Annotated in this window: 21 protein-coding genes; 19 read left to right on the forward strand and 2 right to left on the reverse strand. The window is 35.1% G+C overall.

Annotated elements, in window-relative coordinates; genetic code table 11:
- Nucleotide 1: 1 nt before the first annotated feature.
- Nucleotides 2–715 carry a zinc ribbon domain-containing protein gene (locus ABMA76_RS08920; protein WP_393061409.1) on the reverse strand — a complete coding sequence of 238 codons (714 nt, stop codon included), beginning with the start codon at nt 713–715 and terminating at the stop codon, nt 2–4.
- 83 nt (nt 716–798) lie between these two features.
- Between ABMA76_RS08920 and aroC the strand changes: the two genes are divergently transcribed.
- From aroC to ABMA76_RS08940, 4 genes are read left to right on the forward strand one after another with little or no spacing between them, the layout of a single operon-like run.
- Nucleotides 799–1,791 (forward strand): chorismate synthase, encoded by a 993-nt coding sequence (aroC, locus tag ABMA76_RS08925; protein ID WP_393061411.1) that lies wholly within the window; start codon nt 799–801, stop codon nt 1,789–1,791.
- A gap of 1 nt (nt 1,792) precedes the next feature.
- The gene (locus tag ABMA76_RS08930) at nt 1,793–3,979 is read left to right on the forward strand and encodes a hypothetical protein (RefSeq protein WP_392909792.1); all 2,187 of its coding nucleotides are present in this window, start codon (nt 1,793–1,795) and stop codon (nt 3,977–3,979) included.
- The gene (locus tag ABMA76_RS08935) at nt 3,979–4,110 is read left to right on the forward strand and encodes a hypothetical protein (protein ID WP_392909794.1); all 132 of its coding nucleotides are present in this window, start codon (nt 3,979–3,981) and stop codon (nt 4,108–4,110) included. The genes ABMA76_RS08930 and ABMA76_RS08935 overlap by 1 nt, the downstream gene beginning before the upstream one ends.
- Nucleotides 4,107–4,871 carry a hypothetical protein gene (locus ABMA76_RS08940; RefSeq protein ID WP_392988974.1) on the forward strand — a complete coding sequence of 255 codons (765 nt, stop codon included), beginning with the start codon at nt 4,107–4,109 and terminating at the stop codon, nt 4,869–4,871. Before ABMA76_RS08935 ends, ABMA76_RS08940 begins: the two co-directional genes overlap by 4 nt.
- Here the strand turns inward: ABMA76_RS08940 and ABMA76_RS08945 are convergent.
- Nucleotides 4,822–5,196, reverse strand: a complete 375-nt coding sequence (locus tag ABMA76_RS08945) for a hypothetical protein (protein WP_392909798.1) — start codon at nt 5,194–5,196, stop codon at nt 4,822–4,824. The two genes, ABMA76_RS08940 and ABMA76_RS08945, sit on opposite strands and share 50 nt — an antisense overlap.
- A gap of 57 nt (nt 5,197–5,253) precedes the next feature.
- On the opposite strand from ABMA76_RS08945, the gene ABMA76_RS08950 reads away from it, so the two are divergent.
- The 15 genes from ABMA76_RS08950 (at nt 5,254) to ABMA76_RS09020 (ending at nt 17,795) form a co-directional block, all read left to right on the forward strand.
- A complete protein-coding gene (locus tag ABMA76_RS08950; RefSeq protein ID WP_392909800.1) occupies nt 5,254–5,778 on the forward strand; it encodes a hypothetical protein in 525 nt (174 codons plus the stop codon).
- 13 nt (nt 5,779–5,791) lie between these two features.
- Entirely contained in the window at nt 5,792–6,796 is a 1,005-nt protein-coding gene (locus ABMA76_RS08955; RefSeq protein ID WP_392909802.1) for a radical SAM protein, read from the forward strand.
- Nucleotides 6,786–7,001 (forward strand): hypothetical protein, encoded by a 216-nt coding sequence (locus ABMA76_RS08960; protein WP_392909804.1) that lies wholly within the window; start codon nt 6,786–6,788, stop codon nt 6,999–7,001. Before ABMA76_RS08955 ends, ABMA76_RS08960 begins: the two co-directional genes overlap by 11 nt.
- Nucleotides 7,001–8,224 carry a radical SAM protein gene (locus tag ABMA76_RS08965; protein ID WP_393061413.1) on the forward strand — a complete coding sequence of 408 codons (1,224 nt, stop codon included), beginning with the start codon at nt 7,001–7,003 and terminating at the stop codon, nt 8,222–8,224. Before ABMA76_RS08960 ends, ABMA76_RS08965 begins: the two co-directional genes overlap by 1 nt.
- The gene (locus ABMA76_RS08970) at nt 8,214–8,777 is read left to right on the forward strand and encodes a hypothetical protein (RefSeq protein WP_393061415.1); all 564 of its coding nucleotides are present in this window, start codon (nt 8,214–8,216) and stop codon (nt 8,775–8,777) included. Before ABMA76_RS08965 ends, ABMA76_RS08970 begins: the two co-directional genes overlap by 11 nt.
- Nucleotides 8,778–8,796: 19 nt before the next feature.
- Complete coding sequence (locus ABMA76_RS08975) at nt 8,797–9,405, forward strand: hypothetical protein (protein ID WP_392909807.1); 609 nt, start codon at nt 8,797–8,799, stop codon at nt 9,403–9,405.
- Nucleotides 9,406–9,502: 97 nt separating this feature from the next.
- On the forward strand, nt 9,503–10,192 hold the full coding sequence (locus ABMA76_RS08980) for a hypothetical protein (RefSeq protein WP_392909808.1): 690 nt from the start codon (nt 9,503–9,505) through the stop codon (nt 10,190–10,192).
- Nucleotide 10,193: 1 nt separating this feature from the next.
- Nucleotides 10,194–11,114, forward strand: a complete 921-nt coding sequence (locus ABMA76_RS08985) for a hypothetical protein (RefSeq protein ID WP_393061417.1) — start codon at nt 10,194–10,196, stop codon at nt 11,112–11,114.
- The gene (locus ABMA76_RS08990) at nt 11,104–12,135 is read left to right on the forward strand and encodes a radical SAM protein (protein WP_393061419.1); all 1,032 of its coding nucleotides are present in this window, start codon (nt 11,104–11,106) and stop codon (nt 12,133–12,135) included. The genes ABMA76_RS08985 and ABMA76_RS08990 overlap by 11 nt, the downstream gene beginning before the upstream one ends.
- A 6-nt stretch (nt 12,136–12,141) precedes the next feature.
- The gene (locus ABMA76_RS08995; RefSeq protein ID WP_392909814.1) at nt 12,142–13,083 is read left to right on the forward strand and encodes a radical SAM protein; all 942 of its coding nucleotides are present in this window, start codon (nt 12,142–12,144) and stop codon (nt 13,081–13,083) included.
- A 2-nt stretch (nt 13,084–13,085) separates the two neighbouring features.
- Entirely contained in the window at nt 13,086–14,024 is a 939-nt protein-coding gene (locus tag ABMA76_RS09000; RefSeq protein ID WP_392909816.1) for a radical SAM protein, read from the forward strand.
- Complete coding sequence (locus ABMA76_RS09005; protein WP_392909818.1) at nt 14,014–14,943, forward strand: radical SAM protein; 930 nt, start codon at nt 14,014–14,016, stop codon at nt 14,941–14,943. The genes ABMA76_RS09000 and ABMA76_RS09005 overlap by 11 nt, the downstream gene beginning before the upstream one ends.
- On the forward strand, nt 14,943–15,854 hold the full coding sequence (locus ABMA76_RS09010) for a radical SAM protein (protein ID WP_392909820.1): 912 nt from the start codon (nt 14,943–14,945) through the stop codon (nt 15,852–15,854). Before ABMA76_RS09005 ends, ABMA76_RS09010 begins: the two co-directional genes overlap by 1 nt.
- Nucleotides 15,851–16,945: a hypothetical protein gene (locus ABMA76_RS09015; RefSeq protein WP_392909822.1), complete on the forward strand. Its 1,095-nt coding sequence runs from the start codon at nt 15,851–15,853 to the stop codon at nt 16,943–16,945. Before ABMA76_RS09010 ends, ABMA76_RS09015 begins: the two co-directional genes overlap by 4 nt.
- Nucleotides 16,946–16,952: 7 nt before the next feature.
- Nucleotides 16,953–17,795 carry a hypothetical protein gene (locus ABMA76_RS09020; protein ID WP_392909824.1) on the forward strand — a complete coding sequence of 281 codons (843 nt, stop codon included), beginning with the start codon at nt 16,953–16,955 and terminating at the stop codon, nt 17,793–17,795.
- Nucleotide 17,796 lies beyond the last annotated feature (1 nt).

Below are 17,796 nucleotides of genomic sequence, written 5' to 3' on the forward strand. Positions count from 1 at the left end.
ATTAAAGTGTTCGTAGGGTGCTTGGGAGAATTAATCTTCCACACCCTCGGCATAGAATTAAATCATTCCCTTTGTTGAATTCACTACATTCACCAGCAGAATATGTTAGACGACAACTTCCACAGCTATTTCCTTGGAGAAATGTAGCGGCAGTGTGGTTGTGCTTAACCTTTGCCTTTAGATAAAGCTCCTTGGCCTGAAGACCTACTTCGTCTAGAAGACCGGCAATTTGATTTTCGATATCACTAATTTTTGAATCATTGGCTAATTTAATCCCTGCAACCTCTTCATTGATTTCAGAGATTGTCTCATTGACTCCCTTAACAAATTCTTTAGCTTCAGAAATCGTCGTCTCTGTCTCCTCTGCTTTTTCAAGAAGTTCTAAAATTATATCTTGTTTATTGTTGGACTCTTCTTCAAGTGAGGAAATCGTTTTTTGAATGGCCTCTTCTTGTTGGCCGCTCGTAACAGAATTCAAATTCTGCTTAGCTTGTTCGAGCTTTTTATCCGTGTCGAAGAGTTCTTTCTCAAGAGAACTTAAATTCGCTTTAGTTTCAGTTAGTTGTAGATTAAGTTGATCGATTAACTCAGTCTTGTTGCTAAGTTGTTTGTTTAGAAAATCGATTCGCTTCAATTCTTCGTCTGTTGCGTTCTCTAGGCCCTCAATGACCTTTTCTAAATCCATGACATCTTTTAGATATTTTAAGTTTTCCATTTGTAATTAATAACATATTTACCTAGCAGTCGCGATTGGAATATTTGTTTATTTAAGGTGATAATAGGTAGATAGGAGTTATAATGCGCGGAAGTATATACGGAAAAATGTTTTCAATGACTACCTTTGGTGAGTCACATGGCCCTGCCCTTGGGGTTGTTTTAGATGGTGTCCCTAGTGGACTTGATTTTAATTTAGATGACCTACAGGCAATGCTGGATAAGAGGGCCCCTGGACGTTCTAAGGGAGTAACAGCAAGAAAAGAGCCTGATCAAGCCGAAGTTCTTTCTGGCGTTTTTGAAGGTAAAACATTGGGAACTCCTATCGCAGTTATTATTCGCAATACTAATCAACGAAGTAAAGATTACGATAAATTAAAAGATAATTATCGCCCTGGACACGCTGATCGAACTTATGACCTAAAGTACGGTATTCGAGATCATCGTGGTGGAGGACGCAGTAGTGGACGTGAAACGGTTTCGCGAGTTGTTGCCGGCTACTTTGCGAGTTTGGTTCTTCCTAAAGTAAAAGTTAATGCTTTTATTTCTAAGCTTGGGCCGTTTGAATGTGAAAATATAATTAAGAGTTTTCCACAAAACCTTGGAATATATAACTTTGGTGATCCATCGAAAGATAGTGAAATTGAAAAATATCTCATTGATCTTAAGGCCAAAGGTGACTCAGTTGGTGGGAGAATTTCTGTTAATATAGAAAACTGTCCGGTTGGTTTAGGTGAGCCTGCCTTTGATAAATTAAAAGCAGATCTCGCAAAGGCCGTTTTATCTATTGGGGCATGTGTTGCATTTTCTTTTGGTGCAGGTTCAAAGATGGCCGATATGAGTGGACAAGAGGTAAGTGCAGATAGTGCTAACTTTGGTGGCATCGAAGGCGGTATCAGCAATGGTGAGATGATTAATCTTGATCTAACTTTCAAACCAACTTCAACAGTTGGAGCCAATGCAAAAGAAGGCCGTCATGATCCATGTATCTTACCTAGGGCCGTTGTTGTCGTAGAGTCAATGGTTAGGGTAGTATTGGCGGATCACTTTCTAAGACAGAAGGCATACGAGGTATAATTTGTCTGAAATTAAGCTATTTGAAGAAATTAATGACGTAAACAAAATATTGAATGAGATTGATTCTGACCGAATTCTCGTTGTTCTAGACTCTAATATTAATAGTCTCTATCTCGACCTTATTGATGTAAGAGAAGGGATTGAGATCTATATCGCCCCTGCTGGTGAAGATTGTAAAAATATCTCTGAAGTTGAAAGAGCGTGTGAGTTCTTTATTGAAAAAGGAGTTCACCGTGGCGCACACCTTGTCGCTATCGGTGGAGGGGCATGTTCAGACTTTGCAGGTCTTGTAGCCTCTTTGTTGTTAAGAGGAATTAAATGGAGTGTTATTCCTACAACACTTCTTTCAATGATCGATGCAAGTATAGGTGGCAAAGTTGCAGTTAACTCAAAGTTTGGAAAGAACTTAATAGGTGCGTTTCACCTCCCTGAGAATATTTATATTTGTGCAAAGTTTTTAGAGACGCTAGCAGAAGAAGACTTTATCTCTGGTCTAGGTGAGTTAGCGAAATACTACTTCCTTGATGAGCAAGTATTTAACCTAATTAATAATGAAGCAAGTTTTGAAGAGATTACTCTTCGTTGTGCTAAGTATAAGCAAGAAATTGTTGAGCAAGACTTTAAAGAGGGTGGAATTAGAAAGGTTCTTAACCTTGGACACACTTTAGGTCATGCAATTGAAAAAGTATATGAGCTTCCACACGGTGTTGCTGTCTATTGGGGACTGAAGCTAATCTTTAATATTTTCCACCGTGATGAAGAAAATGAATTCCTAAATCAATTTTCAGGTATCTTCGGTTTAGACGCTCTAATGTGTCCTTGGGAAGATTCTCTACCGGTTGATGAGATGATGGATTATATCGCAAAGGATAAGAAAGTTGTCAGTCGTAATGCAATTGAAGTGATTCTGCCAAATGGAATTGGAGCACCTACGATCCAGACAGTTTCTCTTGATGATATTAGACAGTATTTACTTGATTACGCTAATGGTAAGGGAGCAACTAAAGATTTCATTAAGAAAATAAAAGTCCCTTCATCTAAGTCATTTGCCAATCGTGCGCTTATCCTCGCTGCAATCTACCCACAAGACGTACAGCTTATGAATATGCCGGAATCAACTGATGTTGTTAATATGCTAAGTTGTCTGGACAGTATTGGTCTTACAATTGAAAAAGCTGAAGATGGCATTATCATTCGTGGCTCTTTTCCTGAGTGTGAGATTGCAACAGATGATGTTATAGAACTTTATTCAGGCGATGGTGGAACCACAAATCGATTTATCATACCGTTACTCGCTCGAGGAGCAAATAAATATAGCTTGATACCAAGTGAGAAAATGTTTGAAAGACCTATGGATGAGCTTGCAAATGTACTTGATGATCTTGATGTCGTTGTGACTAGAGATGAAAATACATGGTTTCAAGTTCAAGGGCCTATGAGCATCACTAGAGGGGTGTATGAAGTTGATTGTAGTCGCTCAACGCAATTTGCAACAGGTCTTGCAATGGCACTATCGCCACGTGATATTGATGTGGAGCCTATTAATTTAACAACGAGTCGTCCATACTGGGACATGACATTAAACCTCATCGAGCGTTTTAAGAATGGGGAACAAGTTTTTGAAGTTCCAGTCGACTTTAGTTCGTTAGGATATCCATTGGCCTATGCCTGTTTAACTGGCCCAGTACTAGTTGAGAATTGTAAAGGGATCGATCGCTTTCAAGCTGATAGTAAGTTTATAGGACTTCTCGAGGAATTAGGGGGTCAGTTTGACTTTACCGCCAACGGTCTCTTATTCAACGGCATGGATAACTTAAACGGATTTGAAATGGATTGTCGTGATTGTCCAGATCTTATACCAACACTATGCTTTCTCGCTTCATACGCAGCTGGTGCAACAATCATTAGAAGTGTTGAAGTTCTTATTCATAAAGAGTCAGATCGCTTAAATGCTGTCATGGACTTAATGAAGCTCTATGATATTGAACATCACTATCATGTAGAGGAAGATTATCTCGAAATTATTGGCAGAAAGCCTGATGGACGATCTGTTGATATCGTTCCTCCTCGAGATCACCGAATGGTAATGGTTTCTTATCTTTACCAGTTAGTTAATGGTGGAGGTAATCTAGAGAATAAGGACTGTGTCGAAAAATCATTTCCTAACTTCTTTGAGGTCATTGCTTAGTGAAGAAGGTTGAAGTCATAGTAGTTTCATTATTTATTACGATTTCAATCTTCTGCGAGATCTTTGGTTATCGTGGAAATATCTATCCATTCTTTAGTTGGCAACTTTTTAGCTATGTGAGAGTTAAGTGAGTCAGCAATTAATTGTTAAAGTATTTTATTCACTTACTTTTTCATTCATTAGTTATTTTCTTTTTGATTTAACACCCATTGACTCAAATGAAAATTGGTTCAAATCTTTAATTCTTTGGGTCTATCCATTCAAAACGATACTGATTCCATCACTTGTCTTAATACCTATAACCATAGGTTGTATAAATGACTTTAAAACTAAGCATTTTAGAATTGCCTATAGTCTTGTTCTTATGGTGTTAATTGCATTAATGAATGGAGCAGACTTTGATCATGATCTATTTCTCTGGTTTTACATTTCCGTTGTTATTGCACTTATTCCAGATAAAAAGATTTTGAATACTTCAAAGCTTTTGATCACACTTGCTTATTTTATGTCTGGTTTTTGGAAGTTGTACTATGGAGTAATAGGGATATTCTCTGATGATCTTAATTCTTACCTGAACTTTTCTGGTCTAAAGTCTATTGTCCTTAAAAGTAATCCTGCGGATTGGATTAGTGTTATTCCTTCAAGCATGTTTTTTATTGCAGGTATTTTAGTTCTATTAATTGAGTTATCTGGTTTAGTTCTCTATTTTCAAAATAAGTACTATCTTAAGTACTGGGCACAAGTGATGATTGTTTTTCACATGTTGACAGTTGTCTTCATGAAGATCGAGTTTGTTGGAAATGTTGTGCTTATTAGTTTGGTATTTGCTGACTTACTGGTCACTAAGAAAGAACAATCCAGCCCATATCCTCACACACATACTGAAGTGTGAAATTACGAGATTCATCTAGGTTGACGTTCTTTTCAACATCAAAAAGACCATTTTTTGAGGCAATTCGACGATTGGTAGGGTCGATTACTGGAGACTTACTCCATTTTGATTTTTGAACACGAAAATTGATAATAGAGTCTATATCAGTAGGGTTTTCTGGAAGTTTATACGTCATACCGCTTTTAAGCGTTACACAAGTATTATCAGCACTTGAAATAAGAAAGTTATTGCCAGATTTTCTTTTCACTCTAAAAAAGCTATGTGCAAACGCTTTATACGTAAATAAAGAGAATATGGTTGTGAAAATAAAATTTCTTCGTTTCATAAACTTATTATATACTATATCCATATATTTGAAGAAATAAAAAATGGAGGAATATCTATGTCAACTCTAAGAAGAGCATCAATAAACTCAAGTACTGGAGCGCATTCTGTAAATACAGGTGCTGATTTATATTTCTCAAATCAATTTAAGGCTTCTAAAGTTTGGAATTCTGTCTGGAATGATATTGCAGACTTCCAGCTTTTAAATGATGAATTAAAACCTGGTAAATGTTATTTCGACACAATTGAAGGTGCAAGAATTTGTACAGAAAGATGCCAGAAAAGTGTTATTGGGATTGCTTCAGATACTTTTGGTTTTGGTGTTGGACAAGGTAATGCTGGTCTTGAAGTGCCAATCGCAATTGGTGGTTGGGTACTTGCCTATGTCGACAAAGACTATGATCCTGGAACTCCTCTGACAAATGATGAGCACGGAAACTTGACTGAGATGACATTAGAAGAAAAACGTGACTATCCAGAAAGACTTGTTGCGATTTATAAGAAGCCTGAGCTTAAGGATTCATTTGGCGATAAGAATCATCAAATCGTTGTCGATGGCCGCCACTGGGTGAAAGTAAAGTAATAAAAGGTCTACTATGATAGTCTTATCAATAGCTTTCTCGGAAGCTTGTAATCTAGATTGTAGCTATTGCAATGTTGATAAGCTTTCGAAGAAATCGATAAATACAGATCTATTTCTTGAGTCATATAAAAAGGTTCGTAAAGAAAAACCTGACGAGATGATTCAAGTGGATTTCTATGGCGGAGAACCTCTTCTTCATTGGGATAAGATTGTCTTTGTTACAAATGAATTAAAAGACGAAGAGAATGTTCAATTCTATATGCCAACAAATGGTTTACTACTCGACCAGGCGAAGGTCGATTTCTTAAATAAGAATAAGATTCGTGTCTCTTTGTCCTACGATGGCCTGTGGCAGGATATTAATCGTAAACAGCACGATAGTCGTGGCACAAATTACTTATATGAAAAGAAACTTCCAATTATAAAGCAGCTTAATGATCTCACTTGCCACTCTATGATTTATGCTGGCAATAGTAATCTTCTTGAAAATCATCTCTATATCAAAAAAGTACTAAACTTAAATCCAGATCTCACATTAATTAGAGATGTTGATGTTTGGACAGAAGAAAGTGCGAATGCTGTTAACGAAGGCTTCAGTGAATTAGTTGACTGGTATATTGAAAATGTCGACGAAGTTGAGATGCCACAAATAATTCTCACTTACCTAAGACATATTCTACGTTACACAGCAAAAGATATAACAATTGATTATTGCGGAGCAGGAGATACTCACTTATCTTTTTCCGAAGATAAGCTAATTGCCTGTAATCGCTTCAAAGATGACGACTTATATCTAAAAATTCCAGAATATAAGAAGATGGCCGCATGTGAGAGTTGCAGTGTAAAAAAATTCTGTAGAAAAGGTTGTTTATATGAGAACATTAAGAACGAAGGGCCTATTGAGAATATTTGCATAATGTATCGCCATTTTTATAAGGAAGTACAACGCATGATTTCTGAAATAAGGTCAAATAAATATTTTACTAGAATCTTGAAAAGAGAAGTTTATGAATCTTAAAGCATTAAATCGAAGTATGTACTTAGCTGCTGAACATTTATTTGAAGCAGGTAAGCATATGATGCCAATTGCTCCAGAGTATGGTGAAAAACTTATGCTCGAAGCAGATGAAATATTATCAATGATTAAGCCTGAAGAAGAAAAAGTTTCAGACGAAAAATTGGATAATATTTTAGATGAGATTCTCAACGTGGAGATAGAATAATGGTCGCCTACAATTTTGAAAATCCTGCAAAAGCGTCTCAAAAACGTGTCGCAAAGAAATACTTTACCCTTGAAATCACAACCTCAGCGTTATGTGATTTAAATTGTACTTACTGCTTTGAAGGCGAGAAGGTCGATAAGGCCCGACTTGATAATGAGCTACCAGTCATTTTTAAAAGAATCGATAGTATTCTTGCAGATAAGAATTGGTTTCAAAGTAAGTATGATGGTTTAAATATTTCCCTTTGGGGAGGAGAGCCTACTCTCAATCCAAATTTCATTATCGAGTTAATGAATAAGTATCGTGATCATGAGAATGTTGACTTTCACTTATATACTAACGCTTTCAATATTCACAATATGAGGAAGATTATTGAGAATGTTGATACGAGTAAATTGCATGTTCAGGTGTCGTACGATGGACGCGCGGTTAATGATAGTTACAGATTGATGAAGAATAAAAAGCCTTCAAGTAATCATGTCATTAATAATCTTTACGAACTTGCTGGTCTTGGGATCAATGTAAGTATGAAGGCGACTCTTCCAATTGATAGCATGGAAAGTCTTTATTCTTGTTGGGAAGATTATTACGATATTCAAAAGCTTCTTTGGAAAGTTTCTAAGGATATCAATATTAGCTACTCACCAACAATTGATTATATTACGAAATTTTCTCTAGATGAGAAAAAGGATGCGATAAAGATCTTTAGAGCAGAGTTTTTAAAAATCGCTAAGAGAGAAATTGAATTCTATAATGAAAATGGACGCTACCTTTGTTCATGGTTTGGTGGCGAAGATAATCGTAAACACTGTTCTGCTGGTTATAATATGGCCGCTATTGATCAACGTGGAAATCTCTATGCTTGTCACGGGGCCATTTATTCGAAACATAAAGAAGAGTTGGCTTATAGTGATATCAACGATGATGCGTTCGTTGAAAAGATTAGTGCTTATACTCAAAAATTTGAAGAACCTCTTAAGAAAATTCACAAAGACTGTCAGGACTGTGTCGCTACAACTTGTATGATTTGTCCTGTGGCAAGTCATGAGAAAAGTGAAAAGACAGACTTCTTTGAAAAGTGGACAGATAATTGGGTTAACGAGCTTTGTGGTTTCTTTAAAACATTTGGTGAAATCGACAGGGCCGTTCAAAAACATATATTCTCTGCAAATGCGATGACTAGAGAAGAGTATATGGACAAGGAGGTAACAAATGGCATGTAGTGGTGGACACTGTACTTATCACAATACAGGGACAGCAACTTGTTCTGGACACCGTGGTGTTTGTTCTGCAAATAGAACCTATGGATTAAGCTCTGGTATTGTTAGTGGTGGTATTGTTTACGGTAGCCATGTTAGGGCCTTACGTAATGTTATTGCAGCAGAATTAGCTCGTTACCGAAGTCATGCAATGTACAACCCTGGGAACCCTACTGACTCTTATGCTAGGGGAGCAACTATATCTAATAATGTTGCCGCTAATATGACAGGAAGAATTAATCAGCTTACACCTGCTAATGATATAACATGGGGCTACACGCCTGCTCCAAGTGGTGTATCTCCTGCGGATAATAGACCACGTACGGCAGATGATCCATCAGCTGGAGGTTCATCAATGTCGAGAGGATGGAATAAACGAGGGCAGCATTTTACAAGAACTCACTTACAAGAAGTTTTAAATTACTATAATACAATTAGAGCTGACTGTATTTGTAACTCTGACTGTAACTGTAATGCAGTTTGTTCTTGCCATAACAATTGTGGTTGTCACTATTAAATATTAAAAGGATTTAATTATGTTATTATATGATGTTGCTTCAGTTGAGGATCGCGGGTCACATTGGTATGTGACAAATGTTTTTCCTCATACACTAGATCCAATTGAAAGACAGGAAAAGCTTTTAAATCTTTCCGCTGTGTCTGCGTCAATTATTAAGCATGCTCTAACAGAAGGTATCGAAGTTAGAATTGTTAAACCAATTGAATATAACGAAGTCATGCCACACGAGATTAAACTTATTAGTGGTGACTCAAGTGATTATAATTTTGCGAGAGAATCGGCTATTAAAAAGGCCCGTATGGTTGTTACGCAAGACCTTGCCTCAATTAGCGGTTATACCTTCTATGGCTACATGTGCTTAAATAATGAGCTTTGTGATAAAGGGTATTTTATTACGTCTGAAAATCGTGAGTCAAAATATCTAGAAATTTTAGAAACAGGTAATGAGGATCTTATCCAAAAGCTAGAAGATTATCTGAATATGCGCGATCAAATCGAAAGAGTTAGTGCTCTGAATAAAAAGTTTGATCACTTTAGAAAGATCATTAATGAAGAAGAGTGTACTGATAAAATCGACGAGCTTACAAATAAGTTCTTAGAGGATTATTATTCAACATTCTTCTAGAATTATTCTCTATTCACAAAAAGATCATCGTAAGATAAATGGAACATTGTTTTACTGCTTCGAGTACTTCCTCTTTTCAAGAGCTCGAAGCAGTGATGTGAAATTTATACTACATAATTGTTCTGAACAAGAACGCCTCAAGTATTTACAAATCTTCAATGAGAAATATGATTATCCACAAGAATATAATAAATCTTTTATAGTTACCCAAAAAGTTTATGATATTTATAAACTTAAGCCTTCTCGATGTTTAATTTTAGATATTCATACTTTAGAGAATCTTGGAGAAGTCATTCCATGTGATTTACTTGTGTATTCTAATGTGGCCAATCTTCTTAAGAGGTTTCAAAAAAAGTCGTGCCGTTATTTTGGTTATTATGAGTATCAAAATTATGATGATAAGGAACTTTTAAAGTTTTCTTTTGAACACTACAAAAAACTAGATGTGATTGATAATAATATCTTTATAGTTTCTCCTTTTTTTGATTACAAAAATATTGAAATTCCTAAGAAGTATGATGGCAGAAAAAAGTTTTATAAAGAAGCTAACAGACACTTTGATCGATTACATGAGCATTTTGATACATTACTGTACTTTCAGGGGAATCGTCCTGATACAAATAATCGTTTAATACCAGAGTCCTTTTACTATAAGAAAGAAATTGAGATAATCCCTAATGGGATTCAAGACTCCGTTATTCTAAGGTATAATGATATTCTAGAAAATGGATTAAAAACATATCAATTAACAGATGACGATAGAATAATCTCAGCTTTCTTGGAATAGTATGATTTTACGTTTAGATAAAGAAAATTATGATCTTTGGCTTAGCTATAGCTGGAGTGCAAATAACCATGGCCTTTGTGGACATACATATGAGGTTATTGATTACTATCTTTTTTTAAAAGAGCATATGCGTGTAGGAATTCTTCTTTGTGAAGATATTGATTGGCCTACATTTCGTGATTCTGTGGTTGGAAAATATATCATTTCTGATGATGAGTTAGCTCAGTTAAAAAAAGATACTCTTTTTGTAAACCGTCCTAACTTAGTCCATGCAAATAATATTCTCTTTACGGATGGGGGTGCTAAGTCACTTATGGGCAAACATATCTTGGCACAAAAGATCTTTCATTTTGCTTGTGGTGATAAAGAATTACAGGACAATGATAAAGACAACGTCTTTATTCTCCAGGATGCTCGAATCTACCGCGATTGTAAAAATGCAATTGACTACAAAAAGCGAATTAACTTTGATCGTTTAAAAAAGCCGACAAAGTCAGCTCGTTGCAATCTTCTCTATGGCACAAAAAATTGTCGAAATATCCCTGATCAGATGTATCTAGACCTCCTTAGTAAGTACGATGGGAAGTTTATGTGTCTGACCAATAAAGAAAATCGACCTGCTGGACGCCTAGAGGGGCTCTCTGAACGCTTTGATTTTCCAGAGATGCCAATAACTGATCTTTTCGAAAAATTTGATAGATATATTTATACACCGGTACCGCGCAAGTTTGATTGTAGCCCCCGTATGATCGCGGAATGCAAGTTTTTTGAAAAAGAGGTTGTGTATTATAATATAGACTACTGGGATGAAGATAAAGGCCTCTATTGGAGAAAGTGGGATATTGATAATGATTTCGAATCAATATTCTTAAAAGAGGGCGATCCCATACTAGAAATCTTGGGAGAACATATTGGATTATAATATTTTTAGCCACTCTGGACTTAGGCTATTAAATGACAAATTCAATAAGAGAGCAAAGCTCGATACTGGTACATTCTGTAATTATGAATGTTTCTTCTGCTATTATATCGATGATCTCGATAAAGTGACTCCCGTTGAAATAATTAAGGAAAGAGCAAAAAAGCTATACCAGTGTGGTATGCGTGAAGTAGACCTAAGTGGAGGTGAAAGCTCTGTTCACCGTGATTGGTTTAAAATCTTAGACTATTGTCGTGAGTTAGGTTTCACAAATATTTCCGCCCTTACCAATGGTGCAAAATTTGCAAATATTGAATTTTGTAAGAAATCAAAAGAACATGGACTAACTGAGTTGTTATTCAGTCTTCACGGGGTTAATGAAGAAAACCATGATTCGATGGTTGGCCGTAAAGGTGGTTTTCGTCGCATGCTTAAGGCCATTTCAAATTGTCAGGAAATTGGTATCAAGGTTCGTATAAATTGTACTGTAACTGATAAAAATGCGTCTTTACTACATGAGTATGTTGAATTAATTAATAAGATAATGCCTTACCAGCTTAACTTCTTACCTTTGAATTATTGGGAAGATGCTAATCGTCTTAAATCTCAAAGCTATGAACATCTAAGCTTATATATCAAAAAAGCAATTGATACTCTCGATAGAAATATTCAAATTAATGTTCGCTATATTCCTTATTGTTTTATGGAGGGGTATGAAGAATATGTCGTAGGGATTTATCAACACATCTATGACCGAGACGATTGGAATATTTATACTTATGATATCGACAAGATTGAAGCTAAAGAGGTTACAACGGAAGATTATTTTGAAGTAGCAAAAGAAAAAAGAAAACATACATACACAAAGGACAAAAAGTGCTTTGGTTGTAAATACTTCTTCATCTGCGATGGGGTAGAAAAAAAGATAAGCCAAGTTCAAGAGATTTATCCTGTAGAAGGTGAGAAAATTGATGATATTCTTTATTTTCGTCGAGGAAAATATCCTGAATGTGAATACAAGTAGGTAGATATGGAAGAATTACCAAATACACTTTCAAAAGAAGATATTTTAGAGGTCGAACTAGAACTTACAGGTACATGTAATCTTGATTGTCCTCTCTGCACAAGAAGTTACGTGAATGCTAAACACTTGCTTAAGTATAATGAAAGGCCAGCATCTGAAATAATTGCGCAATTAGATGAATATCCAAATATAAAGATGTGTTGTATGGCCGGTATTATTTCTGAGCCTACTTTACATAAAGAATTTTTTACGATTATGGAATACTTAGTAGGAAGAGAGATAGAAGTTGAATTGTATTCAAATGCTTCTCTTCATACGACTGATTGGTGGCGTAAACTTGGTGGTATTATGAGTGAACGCGATCATGTTTATTTTACGATTTGTGGTTCAACCCAAGAACTACATGAGAAGTACCGTGTAAGATCTAATCTCCAGCAAATACTAGATAATCATCAGGCATTTAAAGAAGGTTGTAAGTACGATATCGATTATATCCAACATATAAGATTTGATTACAACGCTGAGGACTACGAAAGTCCAGCTATGAAAGAGATCATCGCTCGATTTTCAAGAGTGTACAATATTGACACTCTTCCATATAATGAAAGATTTGGTTTCATTAAAGATAAAGATAATGACATTAAGATGACTGCGGAACTTGCAAAAACCTATGATCTAATTTCTAAACATGCAAAACGTCGCTACCAGAGAAATAAAGTAGGTGAAATAAGCTGTCGCATGAGATGCAAGAGCCTTGAAGAGCGATTCGTTGCAATTGATCAATGGGGTGAAATTTTTCCTTGTTTCTTGTATCGTATTTATAACGTTGGAGAAAAGTTCAATTTAGATTACACAGAAATTAATAAATTTAAGTATGATTTTTGCTATGAATGTGAGTCCATGACAACTAAATTACTTGAAGATAATGGATTGGAAAGAATGGGATAGTTATGGGATGTAAGAAAACAACACTACATCGCGATGAGATTTGGGAAGTTGAAATGGATCTTTCAGGTACATGTAATCTCAAGTGTCCACTATGTACTAGAAACTACGCCCATGCTGATCATTTATTAAAAAGAAATATACGCTCTCTGGAAGAGATTATTGCACAACTTGATTCATTCAAAAACCTCGAAGTATTTTATATGGCCGGTGCCGTATCTGAGCCGACATTGTATCCAGATGTTTTAGATCTTTGCCGATATCTCGTTAATAGAGGTGTAGCCGTCGAATTATTTACCAATGGTAACACTCACACTCCTCAGTGGTGGGCCGAACTCGGTGAGATATTAACTTCTAATGATCGCGTTTACTTTACTATTTGTGGCTCAACTCAAGAGCTTCATGAAAAGTATCGTGTTGGAAGTAAACTGCAACAGATCTTAGATAATCACCAAGGCTTTGTATCGACAAATAAAGACAAGATTGATCATATCCAACATATTATGTTCAAATACAATCGAGAAGATTTTGAAAGTAAACAAATGAAGGATATTATTAGTCTTTTCAGTGCAACGAAGTTTGTGGATACTGAAGGGCAAAGAACATTAAACGAGTATATTAAAAAATTTGATAATGATCTAATTAGGCCTGAAAACGAAAGGAAAAGGGCGATTGATGCTCTTTTTAATATTCGTCCGAAACCAGGCCAAAAGAAAGAAGTTGAAATTAAGTGTATGAGCCTTAGAGATCGAAAGGTTTATATTGACCAATTTGGTCGTATCTCTCCATGTTATGGCCATGCTGAATATGAAGGTCCAGGACATTTCTCTGGTGACGTATTTGATTACAGTGAAGTTTTAAGCTTTAAGTTCAAAGACTGCTTTAAATGTGAAAAAAGAATTCAAAAAATTATTGATGTAATGGAGTTAGACTTTGTCTGTTAACTACGATGCACTTTCAAGAAGTATACGGATTGAGCTTGATCTCACTGGGACTTGTAATGCCAGATGTCCTCTTTGTGCTCGTAATTATAAGCATATTGATGTGAAATATAATGAACGTCACCTTAATGAAATTACTGATCAGCTAGATAAATTCCCAAACGCTAAGTATGTTCATTTGGTTGGTGCATTTACAGAGCCTACTCTTTATCGAAATATTTATGACCTATGTCGATATCTAATAAAGCGTAATATAGCTATTGAAATTTGTACTAATGGTGACACTCACAATCCCGAATGGTGGGCCGAACTAGGTAAGATTCTAACAGAAAAAGATAGCGTGTATTTTACTATTTGTGGCTCGACTCAAGAACTTCATGAAATCTATCGTGTGGGAACTAGCCTTGCAAATATTAGAGCAAATGCAAAGGCATTTCGCGAAGCCAATATTCACAAGGTTGATTATATCCAGCATATTCTATTTGATTATAATGCCCACGACCTTGAATCTGGTGGAATGGATGAATTATTAGAAGAATTCAGTAATATTAATCTAACCCAAACTCTTTATCGACGCGATTTAAGTGTGTATAAGAATCCATTTAATCTTGATAAAATGCTTATTACTCCAGATCTTAAGAGAAAGTATGATGTCATCATTGAGTCAGCGAAAAAGAAATGGCAGGACAAAGTTGATGGTAAACATGATTATGATATTGATTGTCGATCATTTCATAACCGAAGTATTCATATCGATCAATTTGGAAGAGTCTACCCATGTTATGTATGGCTTGAAGAAAGTCGCAAAGAAGAGTGGGACTTAGATTATAAGAAAATAAAGAATTTTGAATACGAATGTTGTCAGATCTGTGAGAAAAATTGCAAAAAACTTATGGATATGTGGGACCTCGAGATTCTATAATGCTTTATAACAAATTTGTTGAGTTTATTGAACTTAGTTTAAACAATTACTGTCATCTTCAGTGTCAGGGGTGTCCGAGCCTACCATATAATCATCCAAATTCTAGAGAATTAGATTTTGATAAAGTCTTTCCAATCATTAAAGATTTCAATCCAAAGGAGATCTTTATATGTGGTAACGATGGTGAGCCATTAGAACATTCTCGAATTGACTTAATTTTACAGACTCTTGGTCAGCGCTATACTGATAATGATATTCTCATTGCAACAAATGGTGAGAATTTAGAGAAGTTAGATCTTAGTACTTTATCAAAGTATAAGAATATTGTTTTTCAGGTGGCCATTGATGGCCATAAGCAAAGTATTCACGAGCAAACACGAGTCGGTGGAAATCTTGAAAATGTTTTAAAGAACATTGAATACGCCATCAGTTTTGGGATTAATGTTGAGCCTATTTATTCACGCCACTTTAATAATGAAGGCTTTGAGTATGAAACCTATAAAATGGTACGTGATCGTCTTGGTCTCGAATTAATTTTTAGAGACACTACAATAGTTACCAAGAAGATTAGACCGCCAAAGATCAAGAGTGAATTAGGGAATATGACTTTTCTCTATGAAAAGAGCTATAATAAAAAAATAAAACCTTGGTTTAAGAGAATATATATAAACTCAGATGGTAATTGTTATCCATGTGTTTCATTTATTTATGCGAAAACACAAGTCGCTCCGGTTTCAATTTATAAATATGTGCGCAGTTTTGATTTTTATAGTGAGTTTATAAAATTCTCTAAAAGTTTTTGTGATTGTTATCAGGCCTTAGGAAATACTACTCAATGTAAACTTAATTGTGACTTCTATATGAGTGAGTTTAGTTATGATAGCATCGAATCAATAAGGAAGTTGTCATGATCAGTAGTAATACTTCATTTGGAAAATTGAAGTCCATGATTGTTGGACGAGAATTAGAAATAAGTAAAAGAGTTGCAGATTTTACCTTTCAGCATTTCTACGGTGAAAATTTAACACACGCAGTATACGATAGACTTAAGCACGATGGTGAAGAATACTATGTAAATCACGATTTGCTTGTAAAGCGAAATGAACAATTGGATGGGCTTTCAACAAAATTAGAAGAATTAGGTGTTAAGATCTATCGCCCCGATCACTTGTCACAAGTCGTTCCAATTAAAACTCCAGATTATAAAACAGAGCTATCTGCTGCAAGCAATGTTAGAGATGTGTCGCTAATTTATCGTGATTGTATAATTGAAACTCCTACTTATGTAAGAAATAGATACTTTGAGAATACTTTACTTTATAAAGTATACAATGAACTATTTGACGGAGGACGAGGTGGGAAATGGATAAAATCTCCACATAATCGACTTGTTGAAGAGACGATGGATTTAACACCATGGAATACAAAGAGAGATTATAATAACTTTGATCGTGATAAATATACGATGGCCATCGATGGCGCACAGTTCTTGCGAATAGGTAAAGATGTTATTGTTAATATCAATTCATATAATCATTATCTTGGCCTTGAGTGGATAAAATCGTTATTCCCAGACAGTCATTTTCATATCGTAAATGTCGCAGATAATCATATTGACGGTGTGTTAATATGTTTAAGACCTGGGACTTTTCTTGTAAATCCTAAATATAGAAATATAAAAGAATTATTACCTGAAAAATTCAAAGCTTGGGATTGCTTGTTCCCTGACGATTATCAGGTAGAACCAATTATTGAAAAAGGGATGACAGATATTGATATTCAGTTAGCAAGTACTCGTGGGATGGATATTAATATTATAAGCCTTGATGAAGAGAATGTTTTAGTTAATGAGAAAGCTTACAACGTAATCGAGTTATTGAATAATCGTGGTTTTAATGTTCATACCGTAGCACTTGAAAATTGTGAAATCTTCGGTGGGGGGATTCACTGCTCGACATTAGATATTCTTAGAGAAGATGAATATATTGATTACACAAAATAGGACTTAAATGAAAATTGCATTAATAACAATGATTGAAAGTAATAATAAATGTACCAATGATGATATGGGGATTGATTTCGAATTTCAACGTCATTATGAAGATGAGGCAATCTTGTGTTTTGAAAATTGGCGCAAAAATGGAGGTAGCCTAAAAGACATTCCTATTTATACATATTGTCCAACTCAAAATATTATAAGTAATGAAACTAAAAACAAACTAGAAGAATTAAATGTAACTTATATTGAAAAATATCATGAAGTGACACAGAGCTTTTCTTCCGGTTTTATCAATGTACCTTTTTGTGGGATGTTATTAGAAGAGGAGTTAGAAGAAGATATCTTTATCCATATTGATCTAGACATGAATTTAATTAAACCAATTAATGATGAACTTATTAATGATGTTTATAAAGATGGTCATATTCTTGTTGGTCAATATGATGATATTTCAAAACTGGATCAACGTTTCTTAGGCGAGGATTGGGGAAATCCTCTTGATACTGGGTTTATTATATCTCGACGCGACTCTAGATTTTATAAGTACTTCTATGAAGAATTAATGAAGTTACACGAAACGAATGGAGATAAGCGTTGGAAGAAATATTGCCAAAATGTTAGAGAGTATTTTTTAGAAGAGTATGTTATTGATCGTGCTTATAATGAGAAAACTCAACCGATTAAAACTATTGAGTATTATCAGGTAGGTGAAGGATATGCTTCTATTGATACTTTTCCTGATGATAAACTTGATAATATTTATTTTTGGCATGAACATTTATATCCAAGTTCTAAATATGACAAGGTTCGAGAGAAAATTGCTTATTTTAAAAGAATGAAGGGACGTAACTAGG

Source organism: Halobacteriovorax sp. ZH5_bin.2 (assembly GCF_043196375.1).
Lineage (GTDB): Bacteria > Bdellovibrionota > Bacteriovoracia > Bacteriovoracales > Bacteriovoracaceae > Halobacteriovorax_A.

Coding starts and splice junctions, on each gene's coding strand:
- ABMA76_RS08920 (WP_393061409.1), bottom strand. CDS start 715: ATGGAAAACTTAAAATATCTAAAAGATGTCATGGATTTAGAAAAGGTC.
- aroC (WP_393061411.1), top strand. CDS start 799: ATGCGCGGAAGTATATACGGAAAAATGTTTTCAATGACTACCTTTGGT.
- ABMA76_RS08945 (WP_392909798.1), bottom strand. CDS start 5,196: ATGAAACGAAGAAATTTTATTTTCACAACCATATTCTCTTTATTTACG.
- ABMA76_RS08950 (WP_392909800.1), top strand. CDS start 5,254: ATGTCAACTCTAAGAAGAGCATCAATAAACTCAAGTACTGGAGCGCAT.
- ABMA76_RS08955 (WP_392909802.1), top strand. CDS start 5,792: ATGATAGTCTTATCAATAGCTTTCTCGGAAGCTTGTAATCTAGATTGT.
- ABMA76_RS08960 (WP_392909804.1), top strand. CDS start 6,786: ATGAATCTTAAAGCATTAAATCGAAGTATGTACTTAGCTGCTGAACAT.
- ABMA76_RS08965 (WP_393061413.1), top strand. CDS start 7,001: ATGGTCGCCTACAATTTTGAAAATCCTGCAAAAGCGTCTCAAAAACGT.
- ABMA76_RS08970 (WP_393061415.1), top strand. CDS start 8,214: ATGGCATGTAGTGGTGGACACTGTACTTATCACAATACAGGGACAGCA.
- ABMA76_RS08975 (WP_392909807.1), top strand. CDS start 8,797: ATGTTATTATATGATGTTGCTTCAGTTGAGGATCGCGGGTCACATTGG.
- ABMA76_RS08985 (WP_393061417.1), top strand. CDS start 10,194: ATGATTTTACGTTTAGATAAAGAAAATTATGATCTTTGGCTTAGCTAT.
- ABMA76_RS08995 (WP_392909814.1), top strand. CDS start 12,142: ATGGAAGAATTACCAAATACACTTTCAAAAGAAGATATTTTAGAGGTC.
- ABMA76_RS09000 (WP_392909816.1), top strand. CDS start 13,086: ATGGGATGTAAGAAAACAACACTACATCGCGATGAGATTTGGGAAGTT.
- ABMA76_RS09010 (WP_392909820.1), top strand. CDS start 14,943: ATGCTTTATAACAAATTTGTTGAGTTTATTGAACTTAGTTTAAACAAT.
- ABMA76_RS09015 (WP_392909822.1), top strand. CDS start 15,851: ATGATCAGTAGTAATACTTCATTTGGAAAATTGAAGTCCATGATTGTT.
- ABMA76_RS09020 (WP_392909824.1), top strand. CDS start 16,953: ATGAAAATTGCATTAATAACAATGATTGAAAGTAATAATAAATGTACC.